This window comes from Paraburkholderia sp. GAS41 (genome assembly GCF_050436545.1).
In the GTDB taxonomy this organism is placed as follows: Bacteria; Pseudomonadota; Gammaproteobacteria; order Burkholderiales; family Burkholderiaceae; genus Paraburkholderia.
This window is the reverse complement of the sequence record NZ_JBNDMK010000006.1, coordinates 161,016-186,571: the sequence shown is the minus strand read 5'-3', so window position 1 is coordinate 186,571 and position 25,556 is coordinate 161,016. Positions and strand designations below refer to the sequence as shown.

General features: G+C 62.3%; 28 protein-coding genes. 18 read left to right on the top strand and 10 right to left on the bottom strand.

Going from position 1 to position 25,556, the window contains the following annotated elements; translation table 11 throughout:
* Window positions 1–48: 48 nt before the first annotated feature.
* The 4 genes from P3T43_RS11710 to P3T43_RS11695 all read right to left on the bottom strand — a co-directional run bounded on the left by P3T43_RS11710 (window position 49) and on the right by P3T43_RS11695 (window position 2,779).
* Window positions 49–1,095: an LPO_1073/Vpar_1526 family protein gene (locus tag P3T43_RS11710; protein WP_429281201.1), complete on the bottom strand. Its 1,047-nt coding sequence runs from the start codon at window positions 1,093–1,095 to the stop codon at window positions 49–51.
* A gap of 7 nt (window positions 1,096–1,102) precedes the next feature.
* The gene (locus P3T43_RS11705) at window positions 1,103–1,306 is read right to left on the bottom strand and encodes a hypothetical protein (RefSeq protein ID WP_429281200.1); all 204 of its coding nucleotides are present in this window, start codon (window positions 1,304–1,306) and stop codon (window positions 1,103–1,105) included.
* Between the two features lie 26 nt (window positions 1,307–1,332).
* Window positions 1,333–2,142 (bottom strand): AbiJ-NTD4 domain-containing protein, encoded by an 810-nt coding sequence (locus P3T43_RS11700; RefSeq protein ID WP_429281199.1) that lies wholly within the window; start codon window positions 2,140–2,142, stop codon window positions 1,333–1,335.
* A gap of 76 nt (window positions 2,143–2,218) precedes the next feature.
* Window positions 2,219–2,779 (bottom strand): hypothetical protein, encoded by a 561-nt coding sequence (locus P3T43_RS11695; RefSeq protein ID WP_429281198.1) that lies wholly within the window; start codon window positions 2,777–2,779, stop codon window positions 2,219–2,221.
* Window positions 2,780–3,192: 413 nt separating this feature from the next.
* Between P3T43_RS11695 and P3T43_RS11690 the strand changes: the two genes are divergently transcribed.
* The 11 genes from P3T43_RS11690 to P3T43_RS11640 all read left to right on the top strand — a co-directional run bounded on the left by P3T43_RS11690 (window position 3,193) and on the right by P3T43_RS11640 (window position 11,067).
* Window positions 3,193–3,810: a recombinase family protein gene (locus P3T43_RS11690; protein WP_429281197.1), complete on the top strand. Its 618-nt coding sequence runs from the start codon at window positions 3,193–3,195 to the stop codon at window positions 3,808–3,810.
* 104 nt (window positions 3,811–3,914) lie between these two features.
* Window positions 3,915–4,493, top strand: a complete 579-nt coding sequence (locus P3T43_RS11685) for a hypothetical protein (protein WP_429281196.1) — start codon at window positions 3,915–3,917, stop codon at window positions 4,491–4,493.
* 483 nt (window positions 4,494–4,976) lie between these two features.
* Entirely contained in the window at window positions 4,977–5,831 is an 855-nt protein-coding gene (locus P3T43_RS11680) for a hypothetical protein (protein WP_429281195.1), read from the top strand.
* Complete coding sequence (locus P3T43_RS11675; protein ID WP_429281194.1) at window positions 5,828–6,028, top strand: hypothetical protein; 201 nt, start codon at window positions 5,828–5,830, stop codon at window positions 6,026–6,028. Before P3T43_RS11680 ends, P3T43_RS11675 begins: the two co-directional genes overlap by 4 nt.
* 30 nt (window positions 6,029–6,058) lie before the next feature.
* Window positions 6,059–6,268: a hypothetical protein gene (locus tag P3T43_RS11670; protein ID WP_429281193.1), complete on the top strand. Its 210-nt coding sequence runs from the start codon at window positions 6,059–6,061 to the stop codon at window positions 6,266–6,268.
* Window positions 6,269–6,359: 91 nt separating this feature from the next.
* Window positions 6,360–6,827, top strand: a complete 468-nt coding sequence (locus tag P3T43_RS11665) for a hypothetical protein (protein WP_429281192.1) — start codon at window positions 6,360–6,362, stop codon at window positions 6,825–6,827.
* Between the two features lie 6 nt (window positions 6,828–6,833).
* Window positions 6,834–7,052, top strand: a complete 219-nt coding sequence (locus P3T43_RS11660; RefSeq protein ID WP_429281191.1) for a hypothetical protein — start codon at window positions 6,834–6,836, stop codon at window positions 7,050–7,052.
* Between the two features lie 73 nt (window positions 7,053–7,125).
* A complete protein-coding gene (locus P3T43_RS11655; RefSeq protein WP_429281190.1) occupies window positions 7,126–7,605 on the top strand; it encodes a hypothetical protein in 480 nt (159 codons plus the stop codon).
* Between the two features lie 63 nt (window positions 7,606–7,668).
* Window positions 7,669–7,986, top strand: a complete 318-nt coding sequence (locus P3T43_RS11650; protein ID WP_429281189.1) for a hypothetical protein — start codon at window positions 7,669–7,671, stop codon at window positions 7,984–7,986.
* Window positions 7,987–8,103: 117 nt separating this feature from the next.
* On the top strand, window positions 8,104–8,670 hold the full coding sequence (locus P3T43_RS11645) for a hypothetical protein (RefSeq protein ID WP_429281188.1): 567 nt from the start codon (window positions 8,104–8,106) through the stop codon (window positions 8,668–8,670).
* 75 nt (window positions 8,671–8,745) lie between these two features.
* A complete protein-coding gene (locus P3T43_RS11640; RefSeq protein WP_429281187.1) occupies window positions 8,746–11,067 on the top strand; it encodes a hypothetical protein in 2,322 nt (773 codons plus the stop codon).
* 47 nt (window positions 11,068–11,114) lie between these two features.
* On the opposite strand, the gene P3T43_RS11635 is transcribed toward P3T43_RS11640, so the two are convergent.
* Together P3T43_RS11635 and P3T43_RS11630 are read right to left on the bottom strand one after the other, a co-directional pair.
* Complete coding sequence (locus tag P3T43_RS11635; protein ID WP_429281186.1) at window positions 11,115–12,209, bottom strand: tyrosine-type recombinase/integrase; 1,095 nt, start codon at window positions 12,207–12,209, stop codon at window positions 11,115–11,117.
* A 173-nt stretch (window positions 12,210–12,382) separates the two neighbouring features.
* Window positions 12,383–13,405 carry a site-specific integrase gene (locus P3T43_RS11630; RefSeq protein ID WP_429281185.1) on the bottom strand — a complete coding sequence of 341 codons (1,023 nt, stop codon included), beginning with the start codon at window positions 13,403–13,405 and terminating at the stop codon, window positions 12,383–12,385.
* Window positions 13,406–13,489: 84 nt separating this feature from the next.
* Here P3T43_RS11630 and P3T43_RS11625 point away from each other — a divergent pair, with 84 nt between their 5' ends.
* Complete coding sequence (locus tag P3T43_RS11625; RefSeq protein ID WP_429281184.1) at window positions 13,490–13,795, top strand: hypothetical protein; 306 nt, start codon at window positions 13,490–13,492, stop codon at window positions 13,793–13,795.
* Between the two features lie 139 nt (window positions 13,796–13,934).
* Here the strand turns inward: P3T43_RS11625 and P3T43_RS11620 are convergent, their stop codons facing one another.
* The 4 genes from P3T43_RS11620 to P3T43_RS11605 form a co-directional block, all read right to left on the bottom strand.
* A complete protein-coding gene (locus tag P3T43_RS11620; protein ID WP_429281183.1) occupies window positions 13,935–14,420 on the bottom strand; it encodes a DUF2147 domain-containing protein in 486 nt (161 codons plus the stop codon).
* 203 nt (window positions 14,421–14,623) lie between these two features.
* Window positions 14,624–16,324, bottom strand: a complete 1,701-nt coding sequence (locus P3T43_RS11615) for a ShlB/FhaC/HecB family hemolysin secretion/activation protein (RefSeq protein WP_429281182.1) — start codon at window positions 16,322–16,324, stop codon at window positions 14,624–14,626.
* A gap of 202 nt (window positions 16,325–16,526) precedes the next feature.
* Window positions 16,527–17,975: a collagen-like triple helix repeat-containing protein gene (locus tag P3T43_RS11610; protein ID WP_429281181.1), complete on the bottom strand. Its 1,449-nt coding sequence runs from the start codon at window positions 17,973–17,975 to the stop codon at window positions 16,527–16,529.
* A gap of 129 nt (window positions 17,976–18,104) precedes the next feature.
* Window positions 18,105–19,676 carry a collagen-like triple helix repeat-containing protein gene (locus P3T43_RS11605; RefSeq protein WP_429281180.1) on the bottom strand — a complete coding sequence of 524 codons (1,572 nt, stop codon included), beginning with the start codon at window positions 19,674–19,676 and terminating at the stop codon, window positions 18,105–18,107.
* Between the two features lie 650 nt (window positions 19,677–20,326).
* Here P3T43_RS11605 and P3T43_RS11600 point away from each other — a divergent pair.
* The 6 genes from P3T43_RS11600 (at window position 20,327) to P3T43_RS11575 (ending at window position 25,553) form a co-directional block, all read left to right on the top strand.
* Window positions 20,327–20,503, top strand: a complete 177-nt coding sequence (locus P3T43_RS11600) for a Flp family type IVb pilin (protein ID WP_429281179.1) — start codon at window positions 20,327–20,329, stop codon at window positions 20,501–20,503.
* 163 nt (window positions 20,504–20,666) lie between these two features.
* Window positions 20,667–21,164, top strand: a complete 498-nt coding sequence (locus P3T43_RS11595; protein ID WP_429281178.1) for an A24 family peptidase — start codon at window positions 20,667–20,669, stop codon at window positions 21,162–21,164.
* Between the two features lie 17 nt (window positions 21,165–21,181).
* The gene (locus P3T43_RS11590) at window positions 21,182–21,658 is read left to right on the top strand and encodes a TadE/TadG family type IV pilus assembly protein (RefSeq protein ID WP_429281295.1); all 477 of its coding nucleotides are present in this window, start codon (window positions 21,182–21,184) and stop codon (window positions 21,656–21,658) included.
* Window positions 21,659–21,749: 91 nt separating this feature from the next.
* Window positions 21,750–22,688 (top strand): Flp pilus assembly protein CpaB, encoded by a 939-nt coding sequence (cpaB, locus tag P3T43_RS11585; protein WP_429281177.1) that lies wholly within the window; start codon window positions 21,750–21,752, stop codon window positions 22,686–22,688.
* A gap of 39 nt (window positions 22,689–22,727) precedes the next feature.
* Window positions 22,728–24,164 (top strand): type II and III secretion system protein family protein, encoded by a 1,437-nt coding sequence (locus P3T43_RS11580; protein WP_429281176.1) that lies wholly within the window; start codon window positions 22,728–22,730, stop codon window positions 24,162–24,164.
* A gap of 147 nt (window positions 24,165–24,311) precedes the next feature.
* Window positions 24,312–25,553 carry a fimbrial protein gene (locus P3T43_RS11575; protein ID WP_429281175.1) on the top strand — a complete coding sequence of 414 codons (1,242 nt, stop codon included), beginning with the start codon at window positions 24,312–24,314 and terminating at the stop codon, window positions 25,551–25,553.
* The last annotated feature ends 3 nt before the right edge of the window (window positions 25,554–25,556 follow it).

Sequence of the window (25,556 nt, the reverse complement as noted above, 5' to 3'; positions counted from 1 at the left end):
ACCTGCGCCATTATTGTGCCATAGTCAAGGAGTCCAACCGACGAGGCACTATTTGATCCACACGCCAAGATCAGCGGTCACGAGGCGACGCCTGACGGCGTTTGCGTGACCAATCGCCTGTCCAACAGACGTTAATACATAGTGCTGCACCGAAGATTTATTCCACGTGTGGAATAGTGTCTTCACCGCTTCGCTCGTAGGGGCGAAGAGAGCTTCGATGTCGTTATCCGCCAGCGGGCGTTCCTGGAGCTTGCGTCCCAGATTGAAGCGGGCATGTTCGGAGATGCCAAGTTGTTCGCACAAGCTGTTCACGGCAGGTTCACTTTGCCCTCGCACCTGCACAAGCTCGGGGTTGGCTTCTGAGGGCACTAGCATCTTTTCTACTTCTGGCTCTGCCGCAATTAGCGTATCGAAGACGGGTTTCTCGAAACCACGTGAAAGCAGGCCCGGGTACTCGCCTTTTAAGATCGTTTGCATGGACGTCGGGGCTAACGTATGCTGCGCGACGCCAGCGTAGACTAGATACGAGAGGACGGCATCTCCTTCCGGTATCGCCGTTGTGAATTGAGCCGCCATGAGAAGCGGACCAATGATTTGCATTCGCAACGTCAGCCCCGGCGTAGCGCAGTGGCGCAGGAGAAAGATAAGCGATAGCAAATCGATCTGTTGCGGCGTAAGCCGAGCAACAGCGATAACTGCCTCGTTCAAGACCACTTGCCGTATGTTCCGATCAGACTCTGTAGCTCGCTGAACGAGCAGATCGACCAATACGGCCTCCGTTGCGTCGTCGCCAGCGCGTGCAAAGGCTTTCTGAGCCTCGAATAGGATGTGCTGGAAGTCAGGGCTTGCGGCTTCGGAGATGTTCGGCACCCCCTTCGCCTGCAATTTGTTGAGGAACTGGTCTATCAAATGCTCGGCGCGCTCGGTGGCCACCTGCTTTGCAAGCCCCTGCATTTCCAGAGCGTTGGCGCGGTAGACATCTGTTGCAATTTGACGTGCTTCTGTGTACGTGATGCCTTGCACAACCACGTCACGGCCCGCCTGCACGTTCATCGCGTTGTCGCCGCCTTGCTGGTTTTGTTCGTTGTTAAGCATAGGCTGGTCAATCTTTCTGTTTATGAATGTCACCGATTTTGACATCGCGACCGGCTTGTACATTGATCGACTTGTCACCGCCTCGTTGCCGCTGGCCGCCATGCTCAGAGCGCCTGAATAGGGCGCTTCCGATCCAGCCAATGACTGCAATTACGAACGCACCGCCAATTCCATCAAAAAGCCATTGCTTGTTGTCGATGATCCAATGCATAACGCTGCTCACGATGAGGGGCTGTTTTATACGAGGGTTTTGAGATAGTTCACGAACGCAGTGCAGGCGATGAGGAAATACTTCGCTTCGTCGGCGGTGAGGTTCTGCTCATCCATCAACGCGTGACGAATGCCGTTCGCGTCGCTCGTGTAACCATACAATGCCGTGTATCCCCTTCGCAGAGCCCCATGCAATTTGCCCACCTTTTCCAGCGCGATCAAGGCTTCTCCGAGTTCGGCCTTGTCTTTCCCGCTGACGATCTTGGCCATCGACTCGACGGCTGAGATCGATTCCTTTATGGAATTGCGATAGTCGGGGTTGTGGCGGCTGCTTAGGTGTGCAAGGGCGGTCGCTAGGTGTTCGCTGACGGGGCCGAATTTGCCTTTGTCAGACAGCGCCTCCTGGAGCGCTTGCACTTCCTGCTCGGAGGTGACCGGGACTATCTGATTGTTCACGACGCGGTACGCGGCCAGTTCCCCGGCCAGTACTCGATCAACAGCGCGCCCCAGTTGTGCGCCTTGATAGAGTGTCGCAATGAGAAAGTCCAGCAAGTCATAGACGCCGTGCCACTCTGTGCGAAAGAAATGGTCACGGACGGTACGCCATGCATCACCGTAGTGAGGGCTGCCGTATCCACGGGTGACTGGAATTGTGTCAACCGGACGCTTCCAGAACTCTGCCCAGATTGCGCGCAAGACTTGATCTTCAGGTTGACGTTTCCGCCAACTATCGAACACGTTCCAAAGAGAACTCCGCAACTCGTCGGGCATCGCGTCAGGTTTCAGCGCTTCCGGCAGCGGGTTGATTCCCATGCGTTCACTAAATCGCAGAGTCATTTTTAAGCGCCTGAACGGGTTGCTGGGCTAATGGTAATTGTACCCGGACCCAATTTCGCTGCACCTATTCGCGGTCCTACTTCGTTACACCGCTGATGGAATCACGACCCGATACCGCCCCTGCAAAGGCGACCGCGGCCATTGAAGTGAACCGTTCGAGCACTTCATGTGGTGACATCTCAGCGACCTTCGGCTCATGTTGGTCCGATGAATTGTCCCGCGCGTTCACGTGCTCCCTTATGCGTTGCAGGAAGTGCTTGAACGGCAACATGTCCTCGTCGGTTAGCCGGTAATCTACGCGATGGCCTAGCCGGTTACGCAGGCTGTTCAGGTGTTTGATCGCTTCTACCGGATTGAACGGCTTCGGTATCGTCCACGAAGAAAGCAGCGCCACGCGCTGGCCGAACGTCAGCCGTGCGTCTTCCCATTCGAGGCCGGGATGGTGTGCTTTAAGGAACGCGTCCATGTAGTGCTCGATGATGAGATGACAGGACAGCAGGTATCCCATCAGTTCGTAGTCGATTTCGCCGACACGGACCCATGTACGGTTCCCATCCTCGATAGGGCCGAACATAGGCGGCAGCCCAGCGCGCTTCGCTGGCTTGGCTTTGTCGTTGTCTGCTGTGGGTTCGCTCATGGCTGTTTTTGTGTGCTGAGGTGGACTGTATTTTGTCACATCTATTTGCGGGCACTTACGCCACCCACGCGCGCTCACACGCCCCCGTAGGCGCGCCCGCGCGCATCTTTCCAGCCAGCGGAGTGGGCCACGGTGCCCGGTCGATGGTCCGGCCTGTGCAGCAAGGCGGTGCAATGGTCCTACGGCGGGCCGCCGACACCTCGGACACGGCAACGCATAGGCGCAGGACAGCAGCGGTAGTAGCCGCTCGCCTGCCTTCGCCCGGCGCAAAGCCTGCAACGATGGCTCGAATAGGTACACAGTATCGAGCTAAGTGCAGGCTGCAATAAACTTGGATCGAAATAGTTGACCGCCAATTCGATCCATGCTGTAATTCGATCTAGTAACAAATTCGAGCCAACAGCGGGGACGACATGAAGCGCATTTATTACGGGCGAATCAGCACTACGGACGGTCAGACATCGGCCAGCCAGTACGCGGACGCCGAGGCACAGGGTATCGAACGCGAGGACACGTTCATTGATGAAGGCGTGAGCGGCTATCACGTCGCACCGCTCGACCGCGAGCAATGGCCGCACGTTGAGCGCGATCTGCGCAAGGGTGGCGTGCTGGTGGTCCGCTGGCTTGACCGGATCAGCCGCCGCTATGACGAATTACACGAGACGATGCAGCGACTGATGAAGCGCGGTGTCCGCGTCGAATGCACGCTGAACGGCATGGCCTTCGACGGCGCAGCTAAGGATGCGATCAGCAAGGCCACGCGGGATGCAGTGCTGGCCTTCATGGCAGCGCAGGGCGAAGCGGACTACCTGAACCGGCGCGAGATGCAGGCACGCGGTATCGCTATCGCCAAGGAAGGTGGCAGCTACGCGAACGTAGGACGCAAGCGCAAGGCCGACTATGCAGAGGTCAGAGAGTGGCGGGCCGAACACGGCGCTTCGATCAGCCAGACAGCCGAACACTTCGGCATCTCTACAGCAGCCGTCAAGCGGGCCATTGCCGAGGCCAAAGGAGACGCGACAGCAGAGTAGGCGCTGGCGCCGCACACCGTAGCAACCCGGTTCAGTCTTGGCGGATAGACCGGGCAACCATCCAACACGCGGGCCAGCGCGCCTGCACATTATCGCAGACCATCATGAGCCAGAACATCGCACTGAACATCGAAGCTAACCGCACCGCCGCCGACATCGACGGCACTGATCTCCACGACGAGGCATACAACGAAGGCGTGTTCTACGCCGAGACGGATTGGCAGCACTGCCGGAAGCGTCCGGAGTTTCTGTGGGGGCCGACGAGCATGGCGGAGCATTGCGCCGTTGTGTGGGCCGACATCATTGCGAACGTCTACCCGGAGTGGAATAACGAGCACGCGCGGCTCTCGTTCTACATCGGTTATGAGGATCGGGCTACCGAGCTTGCGGACGCTGGTGAGGCCGGATACGAGGCACTGGCCGAGGCCGGGACCGTGGCCGATACCGAAGGCTGGATTCTCCAGTGCGCGCCGTGGGCGGTGAAGACCAGCGACAGCGAGAAGGCGCTCCGCGCTGTCCGGGCTGCATGGGCGGGTGCGGAGGCGTGGCAGGCGCGGGCACATGCAAGCGGCGAGCGTGGTGACGCGATCCGAGCGGGGGAAGCGCTTATCCGCGCTGAGGCCGCAGGCGAATACATGCTGGACAGCCGGTATGTGGCAGGGAGCGTGACGCACGCCCATTGATCGAGCGGCGAGTCACCGCCACCACATTGCAGCAGACGAGGCCCGCCACAGTGCGGGCTTTTTGCTTTCTGCCCGATCCGTAAGCGGGCAGTGAATCCCATTTTGGACAACTCTCCAGACACACATAAACGTGTCGGTTCGAAGCCGGGCCTGATCGCGCTCGGCAAGTACGCCAGTGGGAGTCCAATTACGCGTGACTTACAAGGCACAGAACCGTGCTTTGTCAGTCGCGTGGAAGTCGGCGCAGGAGCGCGGGCAGGCGACCTGTACCCGCATGTCATTAAATCCCCGAGGGCGTACGAAAGAGCCATGCGCTCCAACGCCCCCGGCGGTAGATCGACCCGGAATGAACCGGCAGACCGTAGGATTTCCCTCACTTTCTGAGGGGTGTTTTCCTTTTAAATCAACAGCTTGCAGCATACTCTATAAGATGACATAGACCGTGCGCCAGCCAGTGACCCAACGCTAACTAAGGATCGAACAATGCAGCATCCGAGCAGCACCCTTTACAAGAATGGCCGGTGTCTGGCCGACCTTATCACCACCTGCGAGCGTATCGAGTCCACGGACGAGTGGGCTGTATTCGAGACAGTGCAGAAGCGGAGACGCCTCGCCAAGCCGCTGAGATTGAACGGCAAGACCGTCACCCGCTATCAGGTACGAGAAGCCGTCAGTTACGTCAACCTCGCGACCGGGGAGGTACTCCCCGCAGCCGACGCAGCCAAGGCGGGACTATCCGTAGCGGGCCACGTTAGCGAGAAGATGTTGCGCCGGGAGTCAGTCTTGAGTGGACTGCGGCCAGAGGCCCGAGCTTTCGCGGCGTTCTGTCTGGAGTTCCGCAACAAACGCCGGGGCGTGACTCCCGGATTCGACAAGCTTTGCCACTGGTACGCAACACTGAACGGGAAGCGGGCAGACAACGTACGCCGACTGCTGCCCGCACTACGGCAAGCCGGAGTCATGGCAGGCGAATCGTTGGTCGGCGTGGAGTGGCAGATCAGCGGAAGCAACAAGAGCGCAGCCGACCATCTGAATGAGGATGCAGACGCGGAGCACAAATTCGGGCTGATGCTGGCGAACAAGGGCGCTGAGATTACCTTCGAGTGCAAGAACCTTATGGTTGCCATCACCGGCAAGCTCGCTGCCCCTATGTGGGCCGAAGTAATGGAGGCTGAGTACGAGATCTACCTAGCATCTGGCGGAGAACCTGACGCACCCGCCATCGAGCCAATCAACGCAGCCAACATTACGCCCGGTCAAGAAGCAACGCTGCTGCGAGCTATCGCTTTCCTCACTGCTCATAAGCACGTCTATCTTAATCAGGATACCGAACAATGAGCCGTGACCACCGACGCAAACGCGAACCTATTGCGGTCATGCTGTCCCGCCAGCGAGCCGACCTAGATCGCTCGTGGAATGCGGCCAGCCAGCGCCGCCTCGGCGGACCCGCAATGATCCGCTCGCCAGAGCACATGCAGCGCATCCAAGAGGCTCGCGAGGCCGAAGCAGCATTCACCCTTGATCTCGATAACTGACGCCCACAGTGGCGTCCTATGGAGCACAGTATGAAAACCATTGCACATCCACTGGAGCACAACGCCACCGCACGCGCCTATTACGAGTCGCTCACGAAGCGAGCCTCACGCGGCGGCGTGTGCATCTGGCGGGAAGTAGTAGAGCAGCTTACCGGCAGTTTACCGACCTACGCCACGCGCAAGCAGCGCGCCCGCGAGAAGGCCGCTATGCGCCTCGAAGCGCCTGCGCGAACTGACTGAGCAGCACCAGATTCAACAGGCCCGCCGTGCGCCTTCGAGCACGGCACCCGCCGCATCATCGCGGCAACTCACACACTAAGGAGTACAAATTATGGCAGGTGGCGCATACATCGTCCGCACAGGCGCTAACGGAGAAGCAGCACCGAGCAAGTTCAACGGACGACTTCCCGGCAGCGGTGGCGGCGTGAAGCAAAGCAATCGCATTGGCTCGACAGGCGCGGCAGTCGTCTATGACAAGGAGACGCAGGACGCAATCTTCGCAGGCTACATGCCCGCAGCGTTGATGGCCGGTGACGGCAGCAGTGTTCGATACGACGTTGACCCGGTGCATTACGTGCAGGTCGCGGGTATCCGCCCGCGCTCGCAGACAGACGTGGAAGCACTCCAGAAGTACCCGGAACTTGCTTTGCACTTGCTGAACGAGGCAGGGCGTGCGAACAGCATGGCGAAGGCGACCGTGGGTTATGTGGCCGGTACGGCGATTCACGCCAGCCTCGGTAGCAACGCGCCAGCAGACGCGAAGGCATCGGCTACGTTCGTGCCGAATGGCCGCTGGTAATCAGCTATGTCCGAACTAACACGCGAGCAGATCGTGGCGGGACTCGAACTGCTGACCGATTCTGAGAAGCGCGAGGCCCGCAAGTATTCGACCGTTCTGGCGGTCCGCATGGCAGAGCAACGCGCCGAATACCACGCGCGCGTATTCCGGCGTCAGCAGTTCGGCCAACCTCGTCCAGAGGGCGAGACACCGCTGTGCAGGTGCGTACGCTGTACGGGCGCTTAACGCACACCCATTAGCACGCCCGCCGTGGGCGTACCACGGCTCCCACCAACTCACAGACCAACAGGAATTCAACATGGCAAAGAAGCAAGATAACAAATTCGCACTTCCGATGACTTCGGAAGATGCCCGTTCTCGCATGCAAGAATTGTCGGCGGTAATTTTCGAAGCAAAGCCCCTTGTGGAGCAGCTTGAGAAACTTCTCGCCTCCAAGGACGTGCTTCGGGCAGCCGAGGCAGAACTGGGCTTTATCAACGAGAATCTGGAAAGCATTCGGCGCACGGAATTTGAGCGACAGGTTGACGCTTACGAAATCAGCGAAATCACACGGATCGATGAGGGGCGCAACGCGAACGCGCTCCACAAGTACAACGTACACGGCACCTTTGAAGGTCGTCCGTTCACGCATCCATTGGCGAGCCAGTCGCGGGTTCTGCTGGCCGCAGTCGCACGCCGTTCCGAACTAATCCCTGCCGAGATTCTGGCGATGCGCTCGGACCCGCTGGACTGCCTGCTGAAGAACGTGCGCGACGTCAATCGAGGCTACCGGAACTAACCTCTGTCATGCCGGGTTGTGTCGAAGCCGAAGCGTCGCCAATCAAATAACATAGGACTACAAATGAAGAAATTAACCGCACAAGAAATCCGCGCTGCACGTATCGGCTTCGATGCCGAGCGTTTCAGCGAAACCGCGAAGCGCATTGCCTGCCACCCGGCTGACGTACACCGCGCCGTGTCGTACGAGAGTCTGACGCCCGAGGAACGCAGCGAGATCATTACTGCATTTCTGAGCGCCGAGCGCGTAGGCGACATCGCGAACCGACTCGGCACCACGCAGACAGCCGTGCTTAAGACGGTACGCGGCGCACTGATCCATGCCCGCGTTGAGGCCGCGCTCAAGGTTGCAGCGTGTTCATCGAGCGCGCAATTGTCCTGATGCAGCGCCGCGCTCGGCGCAGTGAGGCGCGTCTAATGCAGTATCACAGCACAGCGCCCGCGATGGCGCGTATGCACGTCATCGAGTCCGATTGGTGGTATGGCCGCTGGAGTCGTGATGAGCGCCGCCGCGAACGCTTTCTTCAGATGCCCCAGCGACAGGCACGCGATGAAGCCGCACGGTAGCAAGAACGCGCGAGCACGCGGCCTATGGCAAGTCGCGCCGTATGCTTCGAAGCTCACGCGGGCACACCGCGACGCTGCGCGGGCAGACCATGCATTCGCGCAGGCGCTTCGAGAGCAGACGATCTACCCGACGCGCGTTGATGCGCTGATCGCTGGCAAAGTATGGTTTGACGGTAAGCCGTGCAGCAACTGCGACGGCACGCGGCGGCGCGTCTATAACTTGTCCTGCTACGACTGCACAAAGCGCGATGGCTTTAAGACGGATGCCAAAGGCCGGTGTGTCGCGCTACCGCCTGCGAGGCAGTCCCGAGATGGCTGGCTGGCGCGCAATGACGAGCGCAGGCGGGAAGCAGCGGGCGAATACATCGAATACCGAAGCGGCGAATGGATGGCGCGGCAGTACCCGACAGGGCGTCTCAGCGTGCAATGCTTCCGCCATCACATCGACAACCCGGACTTCGGGAAGCTACCGGGGGCCACGCATTTTCGAAATGTGTAAGCAACACATGGACCTCTTGACCTTGCTCAGGCTGGCAGGATGGTCTATCTAACTAACAGACGATAAGGAATACGAATGGCTATCAATTTCAGTCTTGGCTCGGATGGCGGCACCGTCATTCAGACGGACGCGAGCGGCGGCGGAAGCTCCACCACCTTCAATGGCGGTGTGAGCGGCGGCTCGCAGTCCAGCGGCAGTACCGCGCAGGGCGGCACGGACTACGCGGCGCTCGGGCGCGCTGAGTCCTCGCAGGGCGTGTTCGGCTCGGGTATCAGCATCGACAGCTTTAACAAGCTGACGCAGGGCGCGATCCAGCCGTACATCGACCGCGCGAAGAAGGAGCAGTACGCCGAGGGCATGGCGCAAGCGGCGCAGGGCAAGTCGATCATCGACATCGAGAACGACCAGCCTTGGTACACAAAGATTTACGGTCCCGACGCAACGGTGCAGGGCGCGCAGATGTTCAACGTGAATGCAGCGATGAACGATGCGCAGACCCAGTTCATGCAGGCGATGCCGCAGCTTCGCTCGCGCTCGCCCGATCAGGTGCGCCAGTACCTCGTGGACAAGATGTCTCAGGTGCAGTCAACCGGCGATCAGTTCACCGACGCAATGGTGCAGCAGAAGCTGGCAGAGCAGTTGCCGCAGATGCTCGACCAGCACATGCAGCAGTACGTGCAGTACACACAGGAGCAGAACTACCTCGGCTTCACGAACATGGGGACGAGTGCGGCGCGCTCTATGCAGGCCACACTGTCGGCTAATCCGAACGCAACCAACGACGACATTCAGCAGGCGTACACGAACTACAACGCGAACCTTGAGAAGCCCGACAACATGACCGACGAGGCGTACCAGCGGGCGCTGAAGGACATCACGGTCTCGAATGCGAGCATGGGTAACTGGCAGGCCGTGCGTGCGATGAAGCAGAGCGATGCGTACCAGTCGATGGACCCAATGCTGCGGGCCGATCTGGACGATAAGATTCCGCTGCTTGAGGCGCAGGCCGCTGCGAAGAATCCTGACTATGCGCAGAGTCTCGACAACGCGGCCACGCTTGAGTTCGCCATGACGCGCGGCGGCGGCACGTATCCGTCCACGCCTGCGGGGCATGCGGCGGCGCTGCAAGCAATGGACGCAGTGAACCAGCAGTACTCTACGCAGTGGGGCGACGCGACGGTCCCGTTCACGCCCGAGAAGCAGCGCGAGATTCTGGAGAGGATGGACGCGACCAATCGGACGCAGTATCTGCAAGGTCTGAAGGCGCAGCAAAAGCAGTTGAGCTACAACCAAGCCGCGACGATGGTGCAAACGAAGTGGGCGGCAGATCGGCCCGAAGACCTGAAGGGAATCCCGATCCCCGAAGGCGCACAGGTGTCTGCGCTGAACGGTCTGTACATCGACATGACGAAGGCCGGTGCCGACAGCCCGCAGGCGAACACATTCTGGCAGCACGCCAGTGCGAACGCCCGCGACAAGGACATGCAGCCGCCGATGCTCACGGGCTACATCAACTCCACACTCGGTAGCTTCTTCGACGGGGCAGGCGCGGCCACACCTCAGCAGATGAATGTGGTTGACATGGCTCAGAAGCTCCGCAGCGGTCCCGGTGGAGTCGATGCCGTGCAGTCCTACTTCGGAGACCACGCGAGCGCCATGCTGGCGATTCTGGACAGCGGCGCGGACATCCATGACCCGGCGCAGTTCGACATGATCCGCACGCAATGGCAGCGCGGCAGGCTCGCAACGCCAACGCCGCAGGACACGAAGGACGCGCTGAACTACGTCCAGTCTCAGGACACGGCATGGTGGAACCCGTTCCGCATCGGCTCGCTTGCGGGCTGGGATGTTAGCGACGGCAGCAAGACTGCTCTGGCCCAGCAGATCGCACCAGTGATGGCGCAGAAGATGCGCGCGTTCGGCCTGTCGCAGGATGACGCGGCCCGCGCGGCCTACACCCAAGTCATGGGTAACGCCGACATGGTGCCGGGTGCGCTCGTGCCCGAGGACAAGGGTAAGTGGGGCAACGGGCAGGGCTGGCAAGACTACGTTGCCAAGGTGCCGGGTGCGGTGTCGAGCCAGAACTCTGCGCTGTATCAGGACTCCATGCGCTCGTACATCAACGACCTCGCCACGCAGAACCTGAAGGCGGCAGGCGGCGACATGAGCAACTTCGACCCGAACGACTACAAGGTTCAGTACGGCACGTACCTCGGTAGCGGCTTGATGCACCTGTACCTGTCGAAGGGCGACGGCGCATACGTTGGCGTCACGATGAACTCGCAGGACTTCGGTAAGCGCATCGCAGACGCAGTGCAGTCACACGCTTATGGCGCGAATGGTTCACAGGCTCCGCAAGGTATGCCTGAGAAGAACGCATTCGGCTGGGGCTACTAAGCGCAGTGCGGTAGCGGCTTCTTACGAGGCTGCTACCTCAACTGCGCTTATTCGTCCTGTGGCTCCGATCCTTTGCCAAGCATCCGGCGTAACTCGTCAATCAATTTCTTGAGTTCGGACTCGCTTCCCGCAGGTGGATCGTCTAACCGCCGCACTAAATCCTTTGCACGCAAGTGCGTGTATCGGGCGAGCATCGCACGCGTCTTATGCCCGGTAATCGTTGCCACTTCTGTGTCATTAAAACCGCGTTCGAACAGCCGCGAGGTTGCCTCGTGTCGCGTGTCGTGAAAACGGAAGTCTTCAATGCCCGCACGTTGCCGTGCTCTCTTGAAGGCGAGCTTCAAAGCGTTGCGGGTAACATCGGGGAATACTGGCCCCTGTAGAGGGCCGACGCGTGAGCCGCGTATGGATTCGATCACAGCCATGCAACGCTTGTTGAGAGGCACGGTGCGCGTTGAAAGTGTTTTTGTGGCGGCAGCAGGCAGAGTCACCACGCAGTCTGTTGCGTCGATGTTCTGCCAAAGCAGTGTCCTCACCTCGCCCTGCCGCATGCCGGTATGGATAGCAAGCTCGACAATAGGCGCGAGCCATGTTACGCGCGCTTGTCGGCATGCGCAGAGCAGCACTGACTGCTCGGCAATCGACAGGCGGCGCTCGCGGGCCGGATTCGAGCGCGGGCGGCGAACACCTGCGACGGGATTGCAAGGCATAGCTATGCCCCAATCCTTCCGCGCGGCCTCGAATACTGCGTGAAGCAAGTTCATCTCCCGATTTACCGTCGAGCCGCTCACCTTTAACAGTCGCCTGTCGCGCCATGCCGCGATTATTCGCGGCTTGACGGTTGCGAGCGAGTAGGAGGCCATCGGATCGCGCTGCATCGCCTGTAGTCGGATGATCTCCTCTGCTGCTCCTTTGTGAGAAGGCGACTCTTCTGTGGCGTACCGCGCCAGCGTATCTTTCAGCAACGTTTGCCGTGCGGCGGTCGCATCGACGAAGCATTCGCGTGACATGGCCGACTCAGTGTCCGATAGCCAGCGTTGAGCGTCCTTCTTGGTGGTGAAAGTGCGTGATTGTGGCGGGTAGCCGTGGCGGCGAATTTTGGCTGAATACGACCCGTTCGGTCGCTTCTGAATCGTTCCCATACCTGTTCTCCATGATTAGTGGGTGCAGGTGTAGGCGGTCAGTGCCCCGACGACTCAGCAGTTTCAGTATGCCATAGCGAATGCTGCATCTGATACGCGCGGGCGTCAGCCGAGCCAGCGGTTGCAAGGCGAGACGCGCCGAGACAAAAGCCCGCCCGCGTGACCAGACTTGTTTAGTCGAGCTTAGCCAGCAAATGATCCATCGACAGGTGCGAGTATCGCCGTAGCATGCCGAGTGTCCTATGACCGCTGACCGAGGCTACCTCCATCGCGTTCAGCCCGCGCTCGAACAGGCGACTAACTGCCTCATGGCGCAGATCATGGAACCGCAAGTCAGGCATCCCGGCCTTGTCTCTGGCGCGCATGAACGCATGACGGACAACCGTCGCTGCGACGTGCAGAAACGGCCCGCCAGCAGGCTCGCGCGACCATTTGTATACGCGGGCATCCCGCATCGCTTCCAAGGCCTTGACGGCCCTGTGGGTTAGTGGTATGCCCCGAGGCGAGCCGTTCTTAGTGACCGGCAAGTACGCCACCCGGCGCGCGGTGTCGATCCGATCCCACGTCAGCGCCAGCATCTCGGACTGCCTCATGCCCGTCTCTATGGCGAGCACAACGATGTGTTCGAGGTAGGGTGCCCGAGCCGCACGGCACTCCGTCAACAACGTTGCCTCCTCACCCGGCGCTAGTCGCCTCTCCCGAGCTTCATTCTCATCCGGCAACCTGATCAACGCGACCGGGTTCTCTGCCAAGTACAGCCCCAACTCTTTCCGACCGTGGTCGATGGCCGCGCGCAGCATAAGCAGTTCCTTACGCACCGTCGAGCCGCTGACCGACAGCAGCCTGTGGTCCCGGTACTCCACCAGCGCCGCGCGTGTCAGGTTCGCCAAGCTGTACGCGGTGATCGATTGCCGCATGATGAACTTGCAGCGGCTGGCCGCAGCCTCTCGACCCTTCTGACGAGGCACCACATCATCGTGGTATCGCTGCATCAGATCGCGGAGGATCGTGTCTCTGGCGTCCCGGTGGTCTACGGCGTGCCCGAGATCGTACTGAGCTTCAATGCCTCTGGCCCATGCCTCTGCCTCGGCCTTCGAGGCAAACGCCTTGCTCTGTGACGGGAAGCCCTTACGTCGAACCTTCGCTTGCCATCTGCTCCCCGGTGTGTTATCCGGCCTGCTCGTAATCGTTGCCATCTGCGCTCCGCTGAATTGTCCCAGCGGTGTCCCAGCAGCCTCGCCACCACGTACGCCATAACCCACCGCGCAACGCCCGGACTCGTGCCGACGAGCGCGGAGCGTGAGGAGAGGGCCGCGCGCCAGCGTGGACCCCATCGCCGCTTCAAGGCGTGGCACGAGTCGGGCGTTCTCAAGCGTGTGATGGACCAGCTGTTCGGTGAAGCGAGCGGCGAGTTGTGCGGCATGATGGAAGCGCGTATGCGTATCCACGTCAGCCCGGAAGAGAAGGTTGCGCGTACGGCGGCGCCCGCCGCGCCGGCTAAGGCGCCAGTCTTTGGCGCGGCTTCTTCCCAGCCGGCGTTGTCTTCGGTATTCGGCTTCCCTGGGTCCTACAAGCACGCTGCATGACGAGTCTCATCGCCAGAATCCGCGTCAGCATGAAAAACCGGCCGCACGAGTCAATCGTCGGCCGGTTTTTTTATCTGGCTGGGGCACTTCGCTATTCGCGCATGCCTCGCGTGCAGTGAGCTACGCAGATGCCGAGAGCTTATTGCTGGCGAATCCACGTCTGCGAGCGGCCCAGCAGCGAAACGCCGATGTACCCACGCACCACCAGTTTCTGCCCACCTTCTTCCAGGTGCATCTTGCACTTGTAGAGCTTGCCGTTTTCGGGGTCGAGAATCTGACCGCCGTCCCAGCCCTCATCGTCCTTTTTCATGTCGCTGATGATCGTCATGCCGAGAATCAGCTGGTCCTTGCGCGCGTCGGTGCACGCCGTGCAGCGGCGGTCGGGCTGATCGTTCGGACCGAGGCCCTTGATGACCTTGCCGTCCAGCGCACCGTTGCCGTCCTGCGTGATCTGGACGAGTGCCTTGGGCTGGCCCGTGTGATCGTCGATGGTTTGCCACGTGCCGACCGGGCTGTCGGTCTGCGCCATGGCGGTAACGGCGCTGGCGAGCAGAACGCCTGCGAGCGCGGCCTGTCTGGCGGTGCGCATCATGATGGCGCGCGTACCTTGGGTGAATCGGCTCATTGTCTTCCTCCTGGATAAAGGTCGGCGCGATCATGGTCGCGCGGCGTGATGGGCATGTCAGGCAACCTGGCGCCTTTTCATGCCGCATTGCTTATGTTTTACTACGTTGGCCAGCGCAGAATACGTGAAACTGCGTCGCCCGTTTGATAGGGGAGCCTCTAATCAAACGCGCGGCGCGTGCCCGCTGCCGCGCGGCGCGTTGTTCAGTTCAACTGATACGAAAAGGTGGCGTTGATCCGCGGGCTGCGCGACGCGCTTTCCACCGGCGCATCGCCAACGGCCTTGCCCACCGACAGATCGAGCGTGTAGTACTTCGAGTCGGAAATTCGGAATCCGAACGAGACTGAAGACAGCTTCGAGGGCGACGGCGTGCCCGCATGCAGATAGACGCGAGCCATGTCGAACGACACGTACGGTGTGACGCTTTGCAGATAGGTGAAGCCCGGCGTGAAGCTGCGATTGACTTCGACCGATGCGCCCCAGCCCGAATCGCCCGACGCTTCACCCGGCTCGTAGCCTTGCGCGAAATGCTGCGCGCCAAACGAAATCTGCTCCGAGGTAGGCAGCGAGTCCGGGCTGTACTGACCCGTCATGGCGATGGCCGTGCCGATCTTGAGCGGCCACTCGTTGGTCTGCGAAAAACTTGCGCCGGTGCGCGTGAAGGTGAGCGAAACGGGGTTGGGTTCCACGAGGCCCGGGATATTCGAGTCGCCGGATTTCGACGCTCCGAGAATATTGAACGCCTGCGCGACGTTGACGCTTGCCTTCCGCACCTGGCCCGTCTGCACGTTGGTGTAATCGGCCTGCAACTGCATCACGCGGACTTGCGAACGCAGACCGATCTGCGCGCCGTTGATCTGGTTGTGATAATCGTCTTCGTCGTGCGACGCATACGCCGACACGGTACCGAGCAGGCTCTGGCTGTTGCTCAGAAGGAGCGGGTAGGCGAGCGAGCCGCCGAACTTGTCGTTGATGACCGTCCGCTCCACGTACGAGGGCAGGCCGGGATTGTCCACCGGATTGCCGCGATAATGCGACGCATCGATCTTCGCCACCAGACCGTCGCTGCCGATCGGCAGCGCGCCGTGGGCGGCGAGATACGTAACGTTGTCGCGCCCTTTGGGCAGCAACGCCGAAACGCTCAGTTGCTCGCCCAACGAGGTGAGGCCGTTCTCGGTCGCGGTCAGCAGGCCTTGCACGCCTGGCTGGTTAAAATTGACACCGGTGCTCACGTTGACGGCTTTGTGCTCGACCTTGAGTTCGAGGGTGGTCGCGCCGTCGGTATTCTGCGGCGGCGGTACGTTCGCCGCGACCTTGATGCCCGGCAGGAGGCCCAGCACGTTGATGTAGCGCTCGAAGGTGGAATGTCGCAGCGGCCGGTCGGCGCGAATGTGCTCGGCGATCGCGCGAATCTTCTCTTCTTCCCTGCCCGGATTGCCGGTGATCTTGACCTCCGACACGTAGCCCTCGACGATCGTCACGCGCACCACGCCGTTCTCGAAAGTCTGCGCCGGCACGAACGCGAACGACAGCGCGTAGCCGCGCGCCTGATACAGCTTGGTGACGCCATCGGCCACCTGGATCAGGTCGGCAATGGTGATGTCCTTGCCGACGAGCGGGGTGAAGCGTTGCGCGACGTCGTCGAAGGGAATCGATTTCACGCCTTCGACCTGAAACCGGGTCGGGCTCAGGTGTGTCGCCAGCAAGGCCTGCAACTGCGGCGCCTGCGGTTGTACCTGGAGGGTGACGTTGGGCCCTTTATCGGGCGCGTTGACTTGCGGGATGGAGTCCAGCGGATTGCCCCCTACAGGGTTGCCGCCGACCACCGGGCGCGTTTGCGCCTGTACTGCGCTCGCGGCCATGGCCGCAAGCAGAAGGGTCCATCTGCTGTACCCGAGTTTCATCGGTTTTCCCTCGTATATCGTTCTTATCATTCGTACGCGCCGCCCGGCCAGGCTGGTCATGTACGTTTATGTGCGGCTCCGCGCATACTGCCATGCCTGCGCGTGTTACGCCACGTGCTCCGCTGGTTACGGAGCACGTGGGTCATGCGAACTGCCTGTTACCACTTGGATCTCTCACTGCTTACCCGGTCATTTTTACGGACTACTTATGTTGCGAGGGCAGCAGCCCCCCAAGCAAGGTGGTCACGCCGCTCGTGGCGGTACTCGACGAGGTGGTCGTCGAGGTGAGCGTGGTGGTGACGGTCGAGACCAGCCCCGTCACCGGCGCCAGTAGCGGGCCGGCCGGCGTGCCGTTGGCGACACCGGTAACCGTACCCAGTACGCCGCTCAGCGCCGAAAGCGGGTTCGAACTGGTCGTTGCGCTGCCCAGCGTCGAAGTGACCGCGCTCAACGGCACGCTGCCGAGCAGGCCCGTGAGCGACGCGAGCGGCGTGCCGGCAGTGGCCGACGAGAGCGCCGACAGCGGCGAACTACCGAGCAGCGAGGTCACCGAAGTAAGCGGCGAGGCGCCGAGGCCAAGGCTCGACAGCGTAGCGTTCAACGGTCCGAGCGGTCCATTGGCGGCGGCGCCGGTCGGCGGTCCGCCCGCCACGACGGCCGTGGTGCTGCCAAACAGGCTGGTGATGAGACCCGGAATCGGCGCGGCGCCGTTCGGGCCATTCGGATTGACGAGGCCGCCGGCGTTCGTGACCGTATTGCCGAGCGAACCGACGAGGTTGCCGACGTCGGCGCCGAGCGGATTTTGCGTGGTCGAGGCGATCGTCGAGCTGGCGGAGCCCAGTGCGCCGCCGACTTGCGCCAGCACGCCGGAGACCGGTACGCCCAGACCGGTCGTGGTGCCGACCGTTTGCGTCAGGATGCCGGCACTCTGCACGAGCGGCGTGATGGCCGTGCTGAGCGGCTGGGTGATCTGTTGCACCGGCGCCGACGACAGCGCATTGCCGAGCGTCGTGCCGCCGACGCCAAGCGCGTTGGCCGCGGTGCTGAGCGTGCTGGCGAGCGGTGTCGTGAGCGGTGCGAGCGGGGCGAGGGGCCCGCTGCCGAGGCCGCCCACGGTGGTGCTCAAGCCTTGCACGACGCCGCCCGTCGAAGAGACCACGGAGCCGAGGCCCGCGACGGTCGTGCCCACCGCGTTCGCCGTCGAGCCGGTCTGGCCGATACCGTTGCTGACGGTATTGGCCAGCGTCGTCAGCGTGCCGCCTGAGGCCGACACCGTATTGCCGAGACCTTGAGTCACCTGCGAATTCAGACCGGGAAGCGCTTGCGACGAGATGGTCGTGCCGAGGTCGTTGACGGCCTTGGCGGCGGTCGTCACGGCCCCCGGGGTGCCGCTCGACCCGGTGGTCGAGGTGCCACCGCCCGAGCTTGAACCCGAGCCAGTGCCGGAGCCTGTTCCGCTGCCCGAGCCGGTCGTGGTGGTTGTGGCGCCGCTCGAACCGCTACCGGCGTTGGAAGCGGCGGGCGGCGCGGTGACATCGCTGCCGCCACAGGCGGCGAGGAGGCACGCGACGGCGAGGGCCGTGAGCGGCATGCGCAGCGACGACAGCGTCGTGCAGGCCGCTTCGGGAACAAAAAAGCGTGGGGTCGACATAGGGTGCTCCTCGGTCTCTTGTGAGTCTGACTGGATGTTCTCCGCGCGCCGGTGCAACCGTTTCTGAGCGGCGCGGCTCAGCTCAGGTGAAGCGAAAAGCCGCGCACGCGCGGCCTCTCGCGGACCTGATTACTTTTTCGTCACACCGCCGAGCAGACCGCCAACCAGCGATGTCACCGGTGACAGCAGGCTGCCCGCGGCGCCACTGCCGCTGGTCGACGTCAGACCGCCGATGAGGCCCGTCGAAGCGGTCGTAGTCGTGCTGGTGCTCTTGGTCGCGCTGGTGGCTGTCGTCGTGGCGCTGCTGAGCGTGCCGGTGACCGTGGAGAGCAGGCCCGTGACCGGAGCGAGCGCGCTGCTGCTGCCGCCGCTTGCGCCGCTCAGCGTCCCCGTCAGGCTCGAAACGAGGCTCGTGACCGGCGCGAGCGGGTTGCTGCTGCCGCCGCTTGCGCCGCTCAATGTGCCGGTCAGGCCCGAGACGAGGCCGGTGACCGGAGCAAGCGGGTTGCTGCTGCCGCCGCTTGCACCGCTCAATGTGCCGGTCAGGCTCGAGACGAGGCCGGTAACCGGAGCGAGCGGATTGCTGCCCGAGGTACCGCCTGCGACGCCGCTCAAACCACCGAGCAGGCCGGTCAGCGGAGCCAGCGGACCGCTGCCGGTGCTGCCGCCGGCGGCTGAGCCGAGGCTGCCGAGCAGGCCGGTCAACGGCGCGAGCGGGTTGCTGCTGCCGCCGGTCAGCAGGCCGCCCACCGACGTCACCGTCGTGCCGGTGCTGGTGACGACATTGCCGAGGCCAGTCGTGATCGGGTTGCCGCCGGTCGATGCGATCACCGAGCCGGCCTTGCCGAGGCCACCGCCGACCGTCGACAGCACGCCGCTGAGCGGGGCGCCGAGGCCGGTCGCCGAGCCGACGGTTTCGGTGGTGGAGGCCACCATCGAGGTGATCGGCGTGATGGCGGTGCTGAGCGTCTGAGTGACCTGTTCGACCGGGCCGGTCGAGAGCGCGGTGGTCAGCGTGCCGCCGCCCTTGGTGACGGCACCGCCGAGCGTGTCGATCACGCCGCCGAGCGGTGACGTCACGGCTGCGAGCGGCGCGAGCGGGCCGCTGCCGAGACTCGTCACGAGATTGCCGGCGCTGCTGACTGCGCCGCCGACATTGCCGACCGCGCCGCCGACGCTCGACACAGTCGTGCCGATCGCATTGCCACCGGTGCCGAGCTGGCCGAACCCTGCGGTGACGCCGTTGCCGAGAGTGGAGACGGCTGCACCCACGTTCTCCACGACACCGGCCGCGGCCTGGGTGGTTGCCGCGCTGACGCCCGGCAGAGATTGCGAACCGATGACCGAACCGACGCCCGAGACGGTCGAGCCGACGTGACTGACGACGTTACCCGCGTTGCCGGCCACGGTGCCGAGCGCATTCGCAGTTGCCGTGGTGGTGGAGCCGCCGCCGGTCGTGGTGGACCCGCCACCCGGGTTGGTGCCCGAACCGGATCCGCTCGATCCGCCGGACGTTGCACCAGTGGTCGAACCGCCACCGCTCGTCGTCGACAGTGCGCCCCCGTCACTGCCGCTACCGCTGCTTCCAGTCCCCGAACTCAAGGCTCCCGAGCCGCCGCAGGCGCTCAGCGACAGCATGGCTGCCACCGTTGCCGCGATAAAAGTTGCCCGTACCGTGAGGTTAGTCGTTTGAATGGTCATGTCACCCTCGAATCGCATCTGTTGTTGGATAGTGCTGCGTGCCTATCTCTGCAACACCCGTGCCATTTCAGCTGTTGAATACACAACCATTTCGGTTTGAATGGCTGAAAGCGATACGCGGTATAGATTTGTGGGCGATTGATGGAGTGCTTATCGAATCAGAATCAGGCGTAAATGCCTGTCATTGAAAACGGTTTTATGGCGGGCGTAACGTAACGATCCGGACTCGGCGTTACGGTGGGATGCGTAACGTGCGGTGACGCGTTGCTTCAAACACTCTGTTGAAACGGATAATTAGTGGAGCGAATCTAACCTATGGTTAGTCCTATGTGCTGCAACGCACGAAGTGCCGTTAATCTAAGTAGACAGATCGCTCCAAACACAATGGCATCCGCGCAACAACGGACAATTGCTTAAAAATGGTTCGTAGGCTATAAAAGCCGGGAGCATCAAAGTTTGAGTCGGGAGGTGCGATATCGAACAGACGGCCAAATGTAATTTGTGGTTTTAAAGCCGGCTGCGATGAACAGGCTGTGGCAGTGCAAAAGACCCGGGTCGATGAACGAGAGAATCATCGATCACGGCACTGACTACATCGTCATCAAGAGCAGCATCAATACAATCGAAATACAGCAGTTCCGAGGGCGAAAATGAAAAAGTTCACCATCAGCTTCCTGAGAGATAACAAAGGGGTCACGGCAATCGAATACGCCATGATCGCCGGGCTGATCGCAGTTCTCCTTGCCACCAGCTTAACCAGCGTAAAAACCGCTTTGGTAGGTGTCTTCACCCAGATTGTCTCGGCGTTGCCTACCACCGGCGGCTAACTCATTCTTGCGGGTTGGCGCTGCCGGCTTCTGTGAGCGCGACGCGTGCGGATTTTGTCATGCGTATCGGCTGAATCTGCGCGTCTCGCGTGAATAGTGCCAATGGAACGGATGCGGGTTGCGCTTGCGACCCGCGTCGGTTTATGTCGCCCGTCGAGTCCATATGAATCTGCTTAGTGATTCCCTCTTCGCCGTCTGGGCTACGGTCGTCGCGGTGTGCGACTGCCGCGCACGACGCGTGTCGAACGCGCTCGTCGCGGCCGGACTGGTCGCGGCGTTTGCATGCGCCGCACTGGATCAGGGTCCATTCGGAATTTCGCTTGCGCACGCGGCGCTAGGCACGCTCGTCGGCCTATGCGCGCTGTTGCCGTTCTTCGCACTGGGCGTGATGGGCGGGGCCGACGTCAAGATTTTTGCGGTGCTCGGCGCATGGTGCGGCATGCATGCGCTGGTTGGCTTGTGGATCGCCGCGAGTCTGCTGGCGGGCTGTCATGCGATCTGGTTGCTGGTGTCCACGCGGACCCGGCTTGCCACGATAGCGTGCCGTGGAGCCCCCACCTTCGAGCTGCAGGGTAAGCGTGCAACACCGTATGCCGCCTGTCTGACCATGCCCGCCATTGCGTGGATGGGCCTGCAGGCTTTTGCTGCGGGTGTGAGATGAATCGGATTCCTTATTACATGATTTCGTGTCCCGCCTTGCGGGTTGCAGCCTCGTGCTCGCGCCGCGAGCGTGGGACTGCCGCAGTGGAATTCGCGATGGTGTTCCCGCTGTTCTTCGTGATTCTTTACGGAATCATCACCTACAGCCTGATCTTCGTCGCACAGCAGAACCTGACCCTCGCCGCGGAGGAAGGCGCGCGTGCCGCGCTCAACTATCAGGTGGCAAGCAGTGTCGGGAACGCGCTGGCCGCGCGCACGTCCGCCGCCTGCACGGCGGCAAAAGGGGTGGTGACATCGCTGATCAGTTCGACCACCTGCGTATCGAGTTCGGCGCCGTGCAGTTACGACGGAACCATGGATTGCGTCAACGTCACGCTCACCTACAACTACGCCGGCAAGCCGCTGGTACCGACCTTGCCACTCGCCAGTTTTGTGTTGCCTGCTTCGCTGGTGAGCAATGCGACCGTGCAACTTAACCCGGAAAACCTACTTTAATGCGCGTGCCGGCTCTTTCCTTTGCTGTCGCATCCTGGCGGCCTGTGTCGTCGGCGGGCCGGTGTGCGCTCGAACAACCTGGTGAACTGTCATGCCGAATCTGACCCGGATCGTGGCAGGCGCCCTGATTGCGCTCGCGCTGCTGCTTGGCATCTTTGCGTGGACGCTGTCGCGGCAGCCGGCGGTTCATCCCGTCACGCCGGTGGCGCAAGCCACATTCCCCGTCGTGGTGGCCGCGCGCGCACTGCCGGCCGGCAAGCCGATCACCGTCGATGCGTTGCGCGTCCAGTCACTGCCGATCAATCCGGAAGGCGCGTTCGGCGATCCGTCCTTGCTGACGGGCCGTGTGCCGACCGCGGACATCGGCGCGGACGCGCCGGTCCTCGAAGCGCAACTGTCGTCGGGACTCGCCGAACGGATCGAACCCGGTGAGCGCGCTCTGGCTGTGCGGGTCGATGAAAGCAACGCAGTGGGCAATCGTCTGCGGCCGGGCAACCTGGTGGATGTGTTCTTCACGTTGAAACGTGAGGGCAACGGCGCGAGTGGCGCGGAAGTGGAGCGCAGTCAGGCCCGCCTGCTGATGTCCAAAGTGCGCGTGCTGGCGTTCGGCAATGCGACACCAGGCGCCGACAACCCGGGCGACGCCAACGGCATGGTGCGTACGGCGGTGCTTGCAGTCCCGGTGGCGCAGATCGATAACCTGACGCTTGCTGAAACCTCGGGGCGCCTCGTGCTGGCGCTACGCAATCCTAAGGATGAGGAAGTCGTCGATCCGGGCGCTTTTGCACCGGCCGAAGGGGTCCTGAAGATTTCCTCGCATGCATCGGCTGGGGATGATGCGCAAGCGTCGACGCGCGCCGCAGCCGGCGTGGGGCTCGATGAACTGGCGGGTAATGCAGGCAGCGCGGGCAAGCCATCCGCACGACCGCAAACGGCGCCGCGGTTGGTGAAACCTGCCGCGCGCGTGGTGGCGGCAAACGACAATATTGAAGTCATACGGGGTGGGCGTACCGAATCGGTCGCCCGATAGGGTTCCAGGGAGCGGGCGGCCGGATGCGTCCAGAACAATATGAAAAAACGGATTTTTGCATACGGGATAGCAGTGTGGCTCGGCATGGCGTTGCTTGCCGTGGCACCGGCCAGCCATGCGGCGGATGGGCCGCAGACGGTCGCCATCACGGTGGGCTCGCAACAATCGCTGGCGCTCGGCCACACCCTGCAGCGGATCGCGATTGGTGACCCGACGGTGGCGGATGTACTGATTATCCGGGGCGACAAGCGTGGCGGTGTGCTGCTGATCGGCAAATCGCCAGGCACGACTAACCTGATGCTATGGGAGCCTAATCGTGACACGCCGCTGTCGTACACCGTCAACGTGACGGCGACGGCATCGGGCGCCTTGCTCGGGCCGGGCACGCCGAACGTGAAAACGATGGGCGACACGGCGCTGATCTCGGGCTCGGCGGCGACGATGGAGCAGCATCAACGCGCGGTAGCGGTGGCGCAGGTCGAAGCGCGTGCTCACGCCGCCGCGCTCGGCAGTGGCCTGGATAGCGGTGCGGGCGGTAAAGGTGGCGCCAAGGGCGGCTCGTCCGGCGCGGGCGCGACCGGCGACACAGACGCGAACGTGGTGGACGCCTCGACCGTGGCGACCCGTTCGGTGGTGCAGGTCGACGTGCGGGTGGTGGAATTCAGCCGCTCGGTACTGAAGCAGATCGGGCTGAACATCCTCAAGCAGAACAACGGCTTCACGTTTGGCTCGTTTACGCCTTCGTCGCTGAGTTCGGCAACCTTCGGGTCGACACCGTCGTTCAACTCGACCATGCCGATCGCGGCGGCCTTCAACCTGGTGTTCAACTCGGTCACGCACGGTATCGGTGCCGACCTGAGCCTGATGGAAAGCAACAACCTCGCGCGGGTTCTCGCCGAACCGACGCTGGTGGCGCTGTCGGGGCAGAGCGCCAGTTTTCTGGCGGGTGGCGAAATCCCCGTGCCGGTGCCGCAGGCACTCGGTACGGTGTCGATCGAATACAAACCGTATGGCGTCGGTCTGATGCTGACGCCGACGGTGCTGAGCCCCGAGCGCATCGCCCTGAAGGTCGCGCCGGAAGCAAGCGAACTGGACTTTACGAACGCCATCACGATCAATGGCGTGTCGGTGCCGGCCATCACGACGCGGCGCGCCGATACCACCGTCGAACTGGGCGACGGCGAGAGCTTCCTGATTGGCGGCCTGATTGACCGCGAGACGATTTCGAATGTGTCGAAAGTGCCATTGCTTGGCGATCTGCCGATCATCGGCGCCTTTTTCAAGCAGGTGAGCTATTCGCAGAACGACAAGGAACTGGTCATTATCGTGACCCCACATCTGGTTTCGCCGATTGCCAAGGGCGCGGCATTGCCCGCGACGCCGGGTGAGCAGTCCGAGCAGCGTGACGGCGCGGTGTGGCGTTCGGTGCTGGGTGGCATCGCGTCGCCGGATGCGGCGCCGGGCTTCTCGAAGTGAAGGGGGGGCGCCATGCGACGCGGCGAGTCTCGCGTGGTGTGGCGAACCGGAAGGGCAGGCAGGCCGGCGCAAGTGCGCAGGTCAACCGTGGCAGTGCGCAGTACGATTCGGCGGCCTTGAAGCGTCGGCCGCCAAAGGATGTTCCATATGAACGCGAGAACGCATTCATTGACTGACCGGATAACCACCGACTATTTCGTGTTCGCGTCGCTTGTCGACGCGCACGTCCAATGGCTGGGCGATACGCTGGTGGCAGCCGGCGCGGTCGAACAGGTGACGCTCGATCCGGCGATGCTGACCCAGCGCATCGCGACGCTCAATCCGTCGCTGGTCTTCGTCGACTTTTCCGGCGGCCGCGCTGCGGCGGCGAGTGCCGCTGCCAGTGCGGCACGGGCCGCCTATCCGGGCCTGCAGATCGTCGCAGTGGGGTCGCTCTCGGAGCCGGAGAGTGCGCTTGCCGCGCTGCGCGTCGGCGTACGCGATTTCGTCGATCTGTCGGCGCCGGCGGAAGACGCGCTGCGTATCACCCGCCAGGTCATCGACAACCTCGTCGAGCCGGTTAGCCGGCACGGTCACGTGACCGTGCTGATCGGCGCGCGGATCGGCATGGGCGTGAGCACGCTCGCCGCCAATCTGTCGGCCATGCTGCACCGGCGCGACGTGGCGCAGGGGCGCCAGACCTCGCTCTTCGACCTCGGCTTGCCGGCCGGCGACGGTTCACTGCTGCTCAACACGCGCAGCGAATTCAATTTCGTCGAAGCCGTGCGCAATCTGCGCCGCTTCGACCAGACGTTCGTTCACACCGCGCTGTCGCATCATTCGAGCGGGATGGCGCTCACTTCGCTGCCGCCGAATCTGGCCGACATGCGCGAAGTGTCGTACTCCAGCTCGATCAGCCTGTTCAACCGCTTGCGAGCATTCTTCGACCAGCAGATCGTCGACCTTGGCGGTTTCAGCAATACCGAGTTCATCGCGCATGTCGTGAAGTCGGCGGACGAAACGTGGTTGCTGTGCGATCAGGGGGTCGCGTCGATCGTCTCGGCGGTCGCCATCCTCGACGCCTTGCGGGAAGAGGGCGTGGACGTAAGCCTCGTGCATCTGCTCGTCAACAAGTTCGATCCGGATCTCGGCCTCACCGCGGCGCAGATTGCCCAACGCCTCGATATTCCGTTGCTCGGCACGCTGCCCGAGCGGCGCGTGCCGCTTGGGCAGGCCGTCAATCAAGGGCAGTTGCTGATCGACGCGGCGCCCCGCGACCCGTACGTTCGCGCACTCGAGCCGCTCGTCGAGCGGCTTGGCGGAGTGGCGAGCGCCGCGGCGCAGGCGCGCGGCAAGTCCGCACTCGGCGCGCTCAAGCGCTTTATTCCAACCTCCAACAAGCGGTCATAGACG

Excerpts from the sequence above, each read along its gene's own strand:
- P3T43_RS11685 (WP_429281196.1), top strand. The coding sequence starts at position 3,915 with ATGAGCCAGAACATCGCACTGAACATCGAAGCTAACCGCACCGCCGCC.
- cpaB (WP_429281177.1), top strand. The coding sequence starts at position 21,750 with ATGCCGAATCTGACCCGGATCGTGGCAGGCGCCCTGATTGCGCTCGCG.
- P3T43_RS11620 (WP_429281183.1), bottom strand. The coding sequence starts at position 14,420 with ATGAGCCGATTCACCCAAGGTACGCGCGCCATCATGATGCGCACCGCC.
- P3T43_RS11645 (WP_429281188.1), top strand. The coding sequence starts at position 8,104 with ATGAGCGCCGCCGCGAACGCTTTCTTCAGATGCCCCAGCGACAGGCAC.
- P3T43_RS11635 (WP_429281186.1), bottom strand. The coding sequence starts at position 12,209 with ATGGGAACGATTCAGAAGCGACCGAACGGGTCGTATTCAGCCAAAATT.
- P3T43_RS11605 (WP_429281180.1), bottom strand. The coding sequence starts at position 19,676 with ATGACCATTCAAACGACTAACCTCACGGTACGGGCAACTTTTATCGCG.
- P3T43_RS11660 (WP_429281191.1), top strand. The coding sequence starts at position 6,834 with ATGTCCGAACTAACACGCGAGCAGATCGTGGCGGGACTCGAACTGCTG.
- P3T43_RS11700 (WP_429281199.1), bottom strand. The coding sequence starts at position 2,142 with ATGACTCTGCGATTTAGTGAACGCATGGGAATCAACCCGCTGCCGGAA.
- P3T43_RS11595 (WP_429281178.1), top strand. The coding sequence starts at position 20,667 with ATGAATCTGCTTAGTGATTCCCTCTTCGCCGTCTGGGCTACGGTCGTC.
- P3T43_RS11610 (WP_429281181.1), bottom strand. The coding sequence starts at position 17,975 with ATGTCGACCCCACGCTTTTTTGTTCCCGAAGCGGCCTGCACGACGCTG.
- P3T43_RS11680 (WP_429281195.1), top strand. The coding sequence starts at position 4,977 with ATGCAGCATCCGAGCAGCACCCTTTACAAGAATGGCCGGTGTCTGGCC.
- P3T43_RS11670 (WP_429281193.1), top strand. The coding sequence starts at position 6,059 with ATGAAAACCATTGCACATCCACTGGAGCACAACGCCACCGCACGCGCC.
- P3T43_RS11640 (WP_429281187.1), top strand. The coding sequence starts at position 8,746 with ATGGCTATCAATTTCAGTCTTGGCTCGGATGGCGGCACCGTCATTCAG.
- P3T43_RS11600 (WP_429281179.1), top strand. The coding sequence starts at position 20,327 with ATGAAAAAGTTCACCATCAGCTTCCTGAGAGATAACAAAGGGGTCACG.
- P3T43_RS11695 (WP_429281198.1), bottom strand. The coding sequence starts at position 2,779 with ATGAGCGAACCCACAGCAGACAACGACAAAGCCAAGCCAGCGAAGCGC.
- P3T43_RS11655 (WP_429281190.1), top strand. The coding sequence starts at position 7,126 with ATGGCAAAGAAGCAAGATAACAAATTCGCACTTCCGATGACTTCGGAA.
- P3T43_RS11615 (WP_429281182.1), bottom strand. The coding sequence starts at position 16,324 with ATGAAACTCGGGTACAGCAGATGGACCCTTCTGCTTGCGGCCATGGCC.
- P3T43_RS11575 (WP_429281175.1), top strand. The coding sequence starts at position 24,312 with ATGAACGCGAGAACGCATTCATTGACTGACCGGATAACCACCGACTAT.
- P3T43_RS11690 (WP_429281197.1), top strand. The coding sequence starts at position 3,193 with ATGAAGCGCATTTATTACGGGCGAATCAGCACTACGGACGGTCAGACA.
- P3T43_RS11650 (WP_429281189.1), top strand. The coding sequence starts at position 7,669 with ATGAAGAAATTAACCGCACAAGAAATCCGCGCTGCACGTATCGGCTTC.
- P3T43_RS11590 (WP_429281295.1), top strand. The coding sequence starts at position 21,182 with ATGATTTCGTGTCCCGCCTTGCGGGTTGCAGCCTCGTGCTCGCGCCGC.
- P3T43_RS11665 (WP_429281192.1), top strand. The coding sequence starts at position 6,360 with ATGGCAGGTGGCGCATACATCGTCCGCACAGGCGCTAACGGAGAAGCA.
- P3T43_RS11580 (WP_429281176.1), top strand. The coding sequence starts at position 22,728 with ATGAAAAAACGGATTTTTGCATACGGGATAGCAGTGTGGCTCGGCATG.
- P3T43_RS11630 (WP_429281185.1), bottom strand. The coding sequence starts at position 13,405 with ATGGCAACGATTACGAGCAGGCCGGATAACACACCGGGGAGCAGATGG.
- P3T43_RS11710 (WP_429281201.1), bottom strand. The coding sequence starts at position 1,095 with ATGCTTAACAACGAACAAAACCAGCAAGGCGGCGACAACGCGATGAAC.
- P3T43_RS11705 (WP_429281200.1), bottom strand. The coding sequence starts at position 1,306 with ATGCATTGGATCATCGACAACAAGCAATGGCTTTTTGATGGAATTGGC.
- P3T43_RS11675 (WP_429281194.1), top strand. The coding sequence starts at position 5,828 with ATGAGCCGTGACCACCGACGCAAACGCGAACCTATTGCGGTCATGCTG.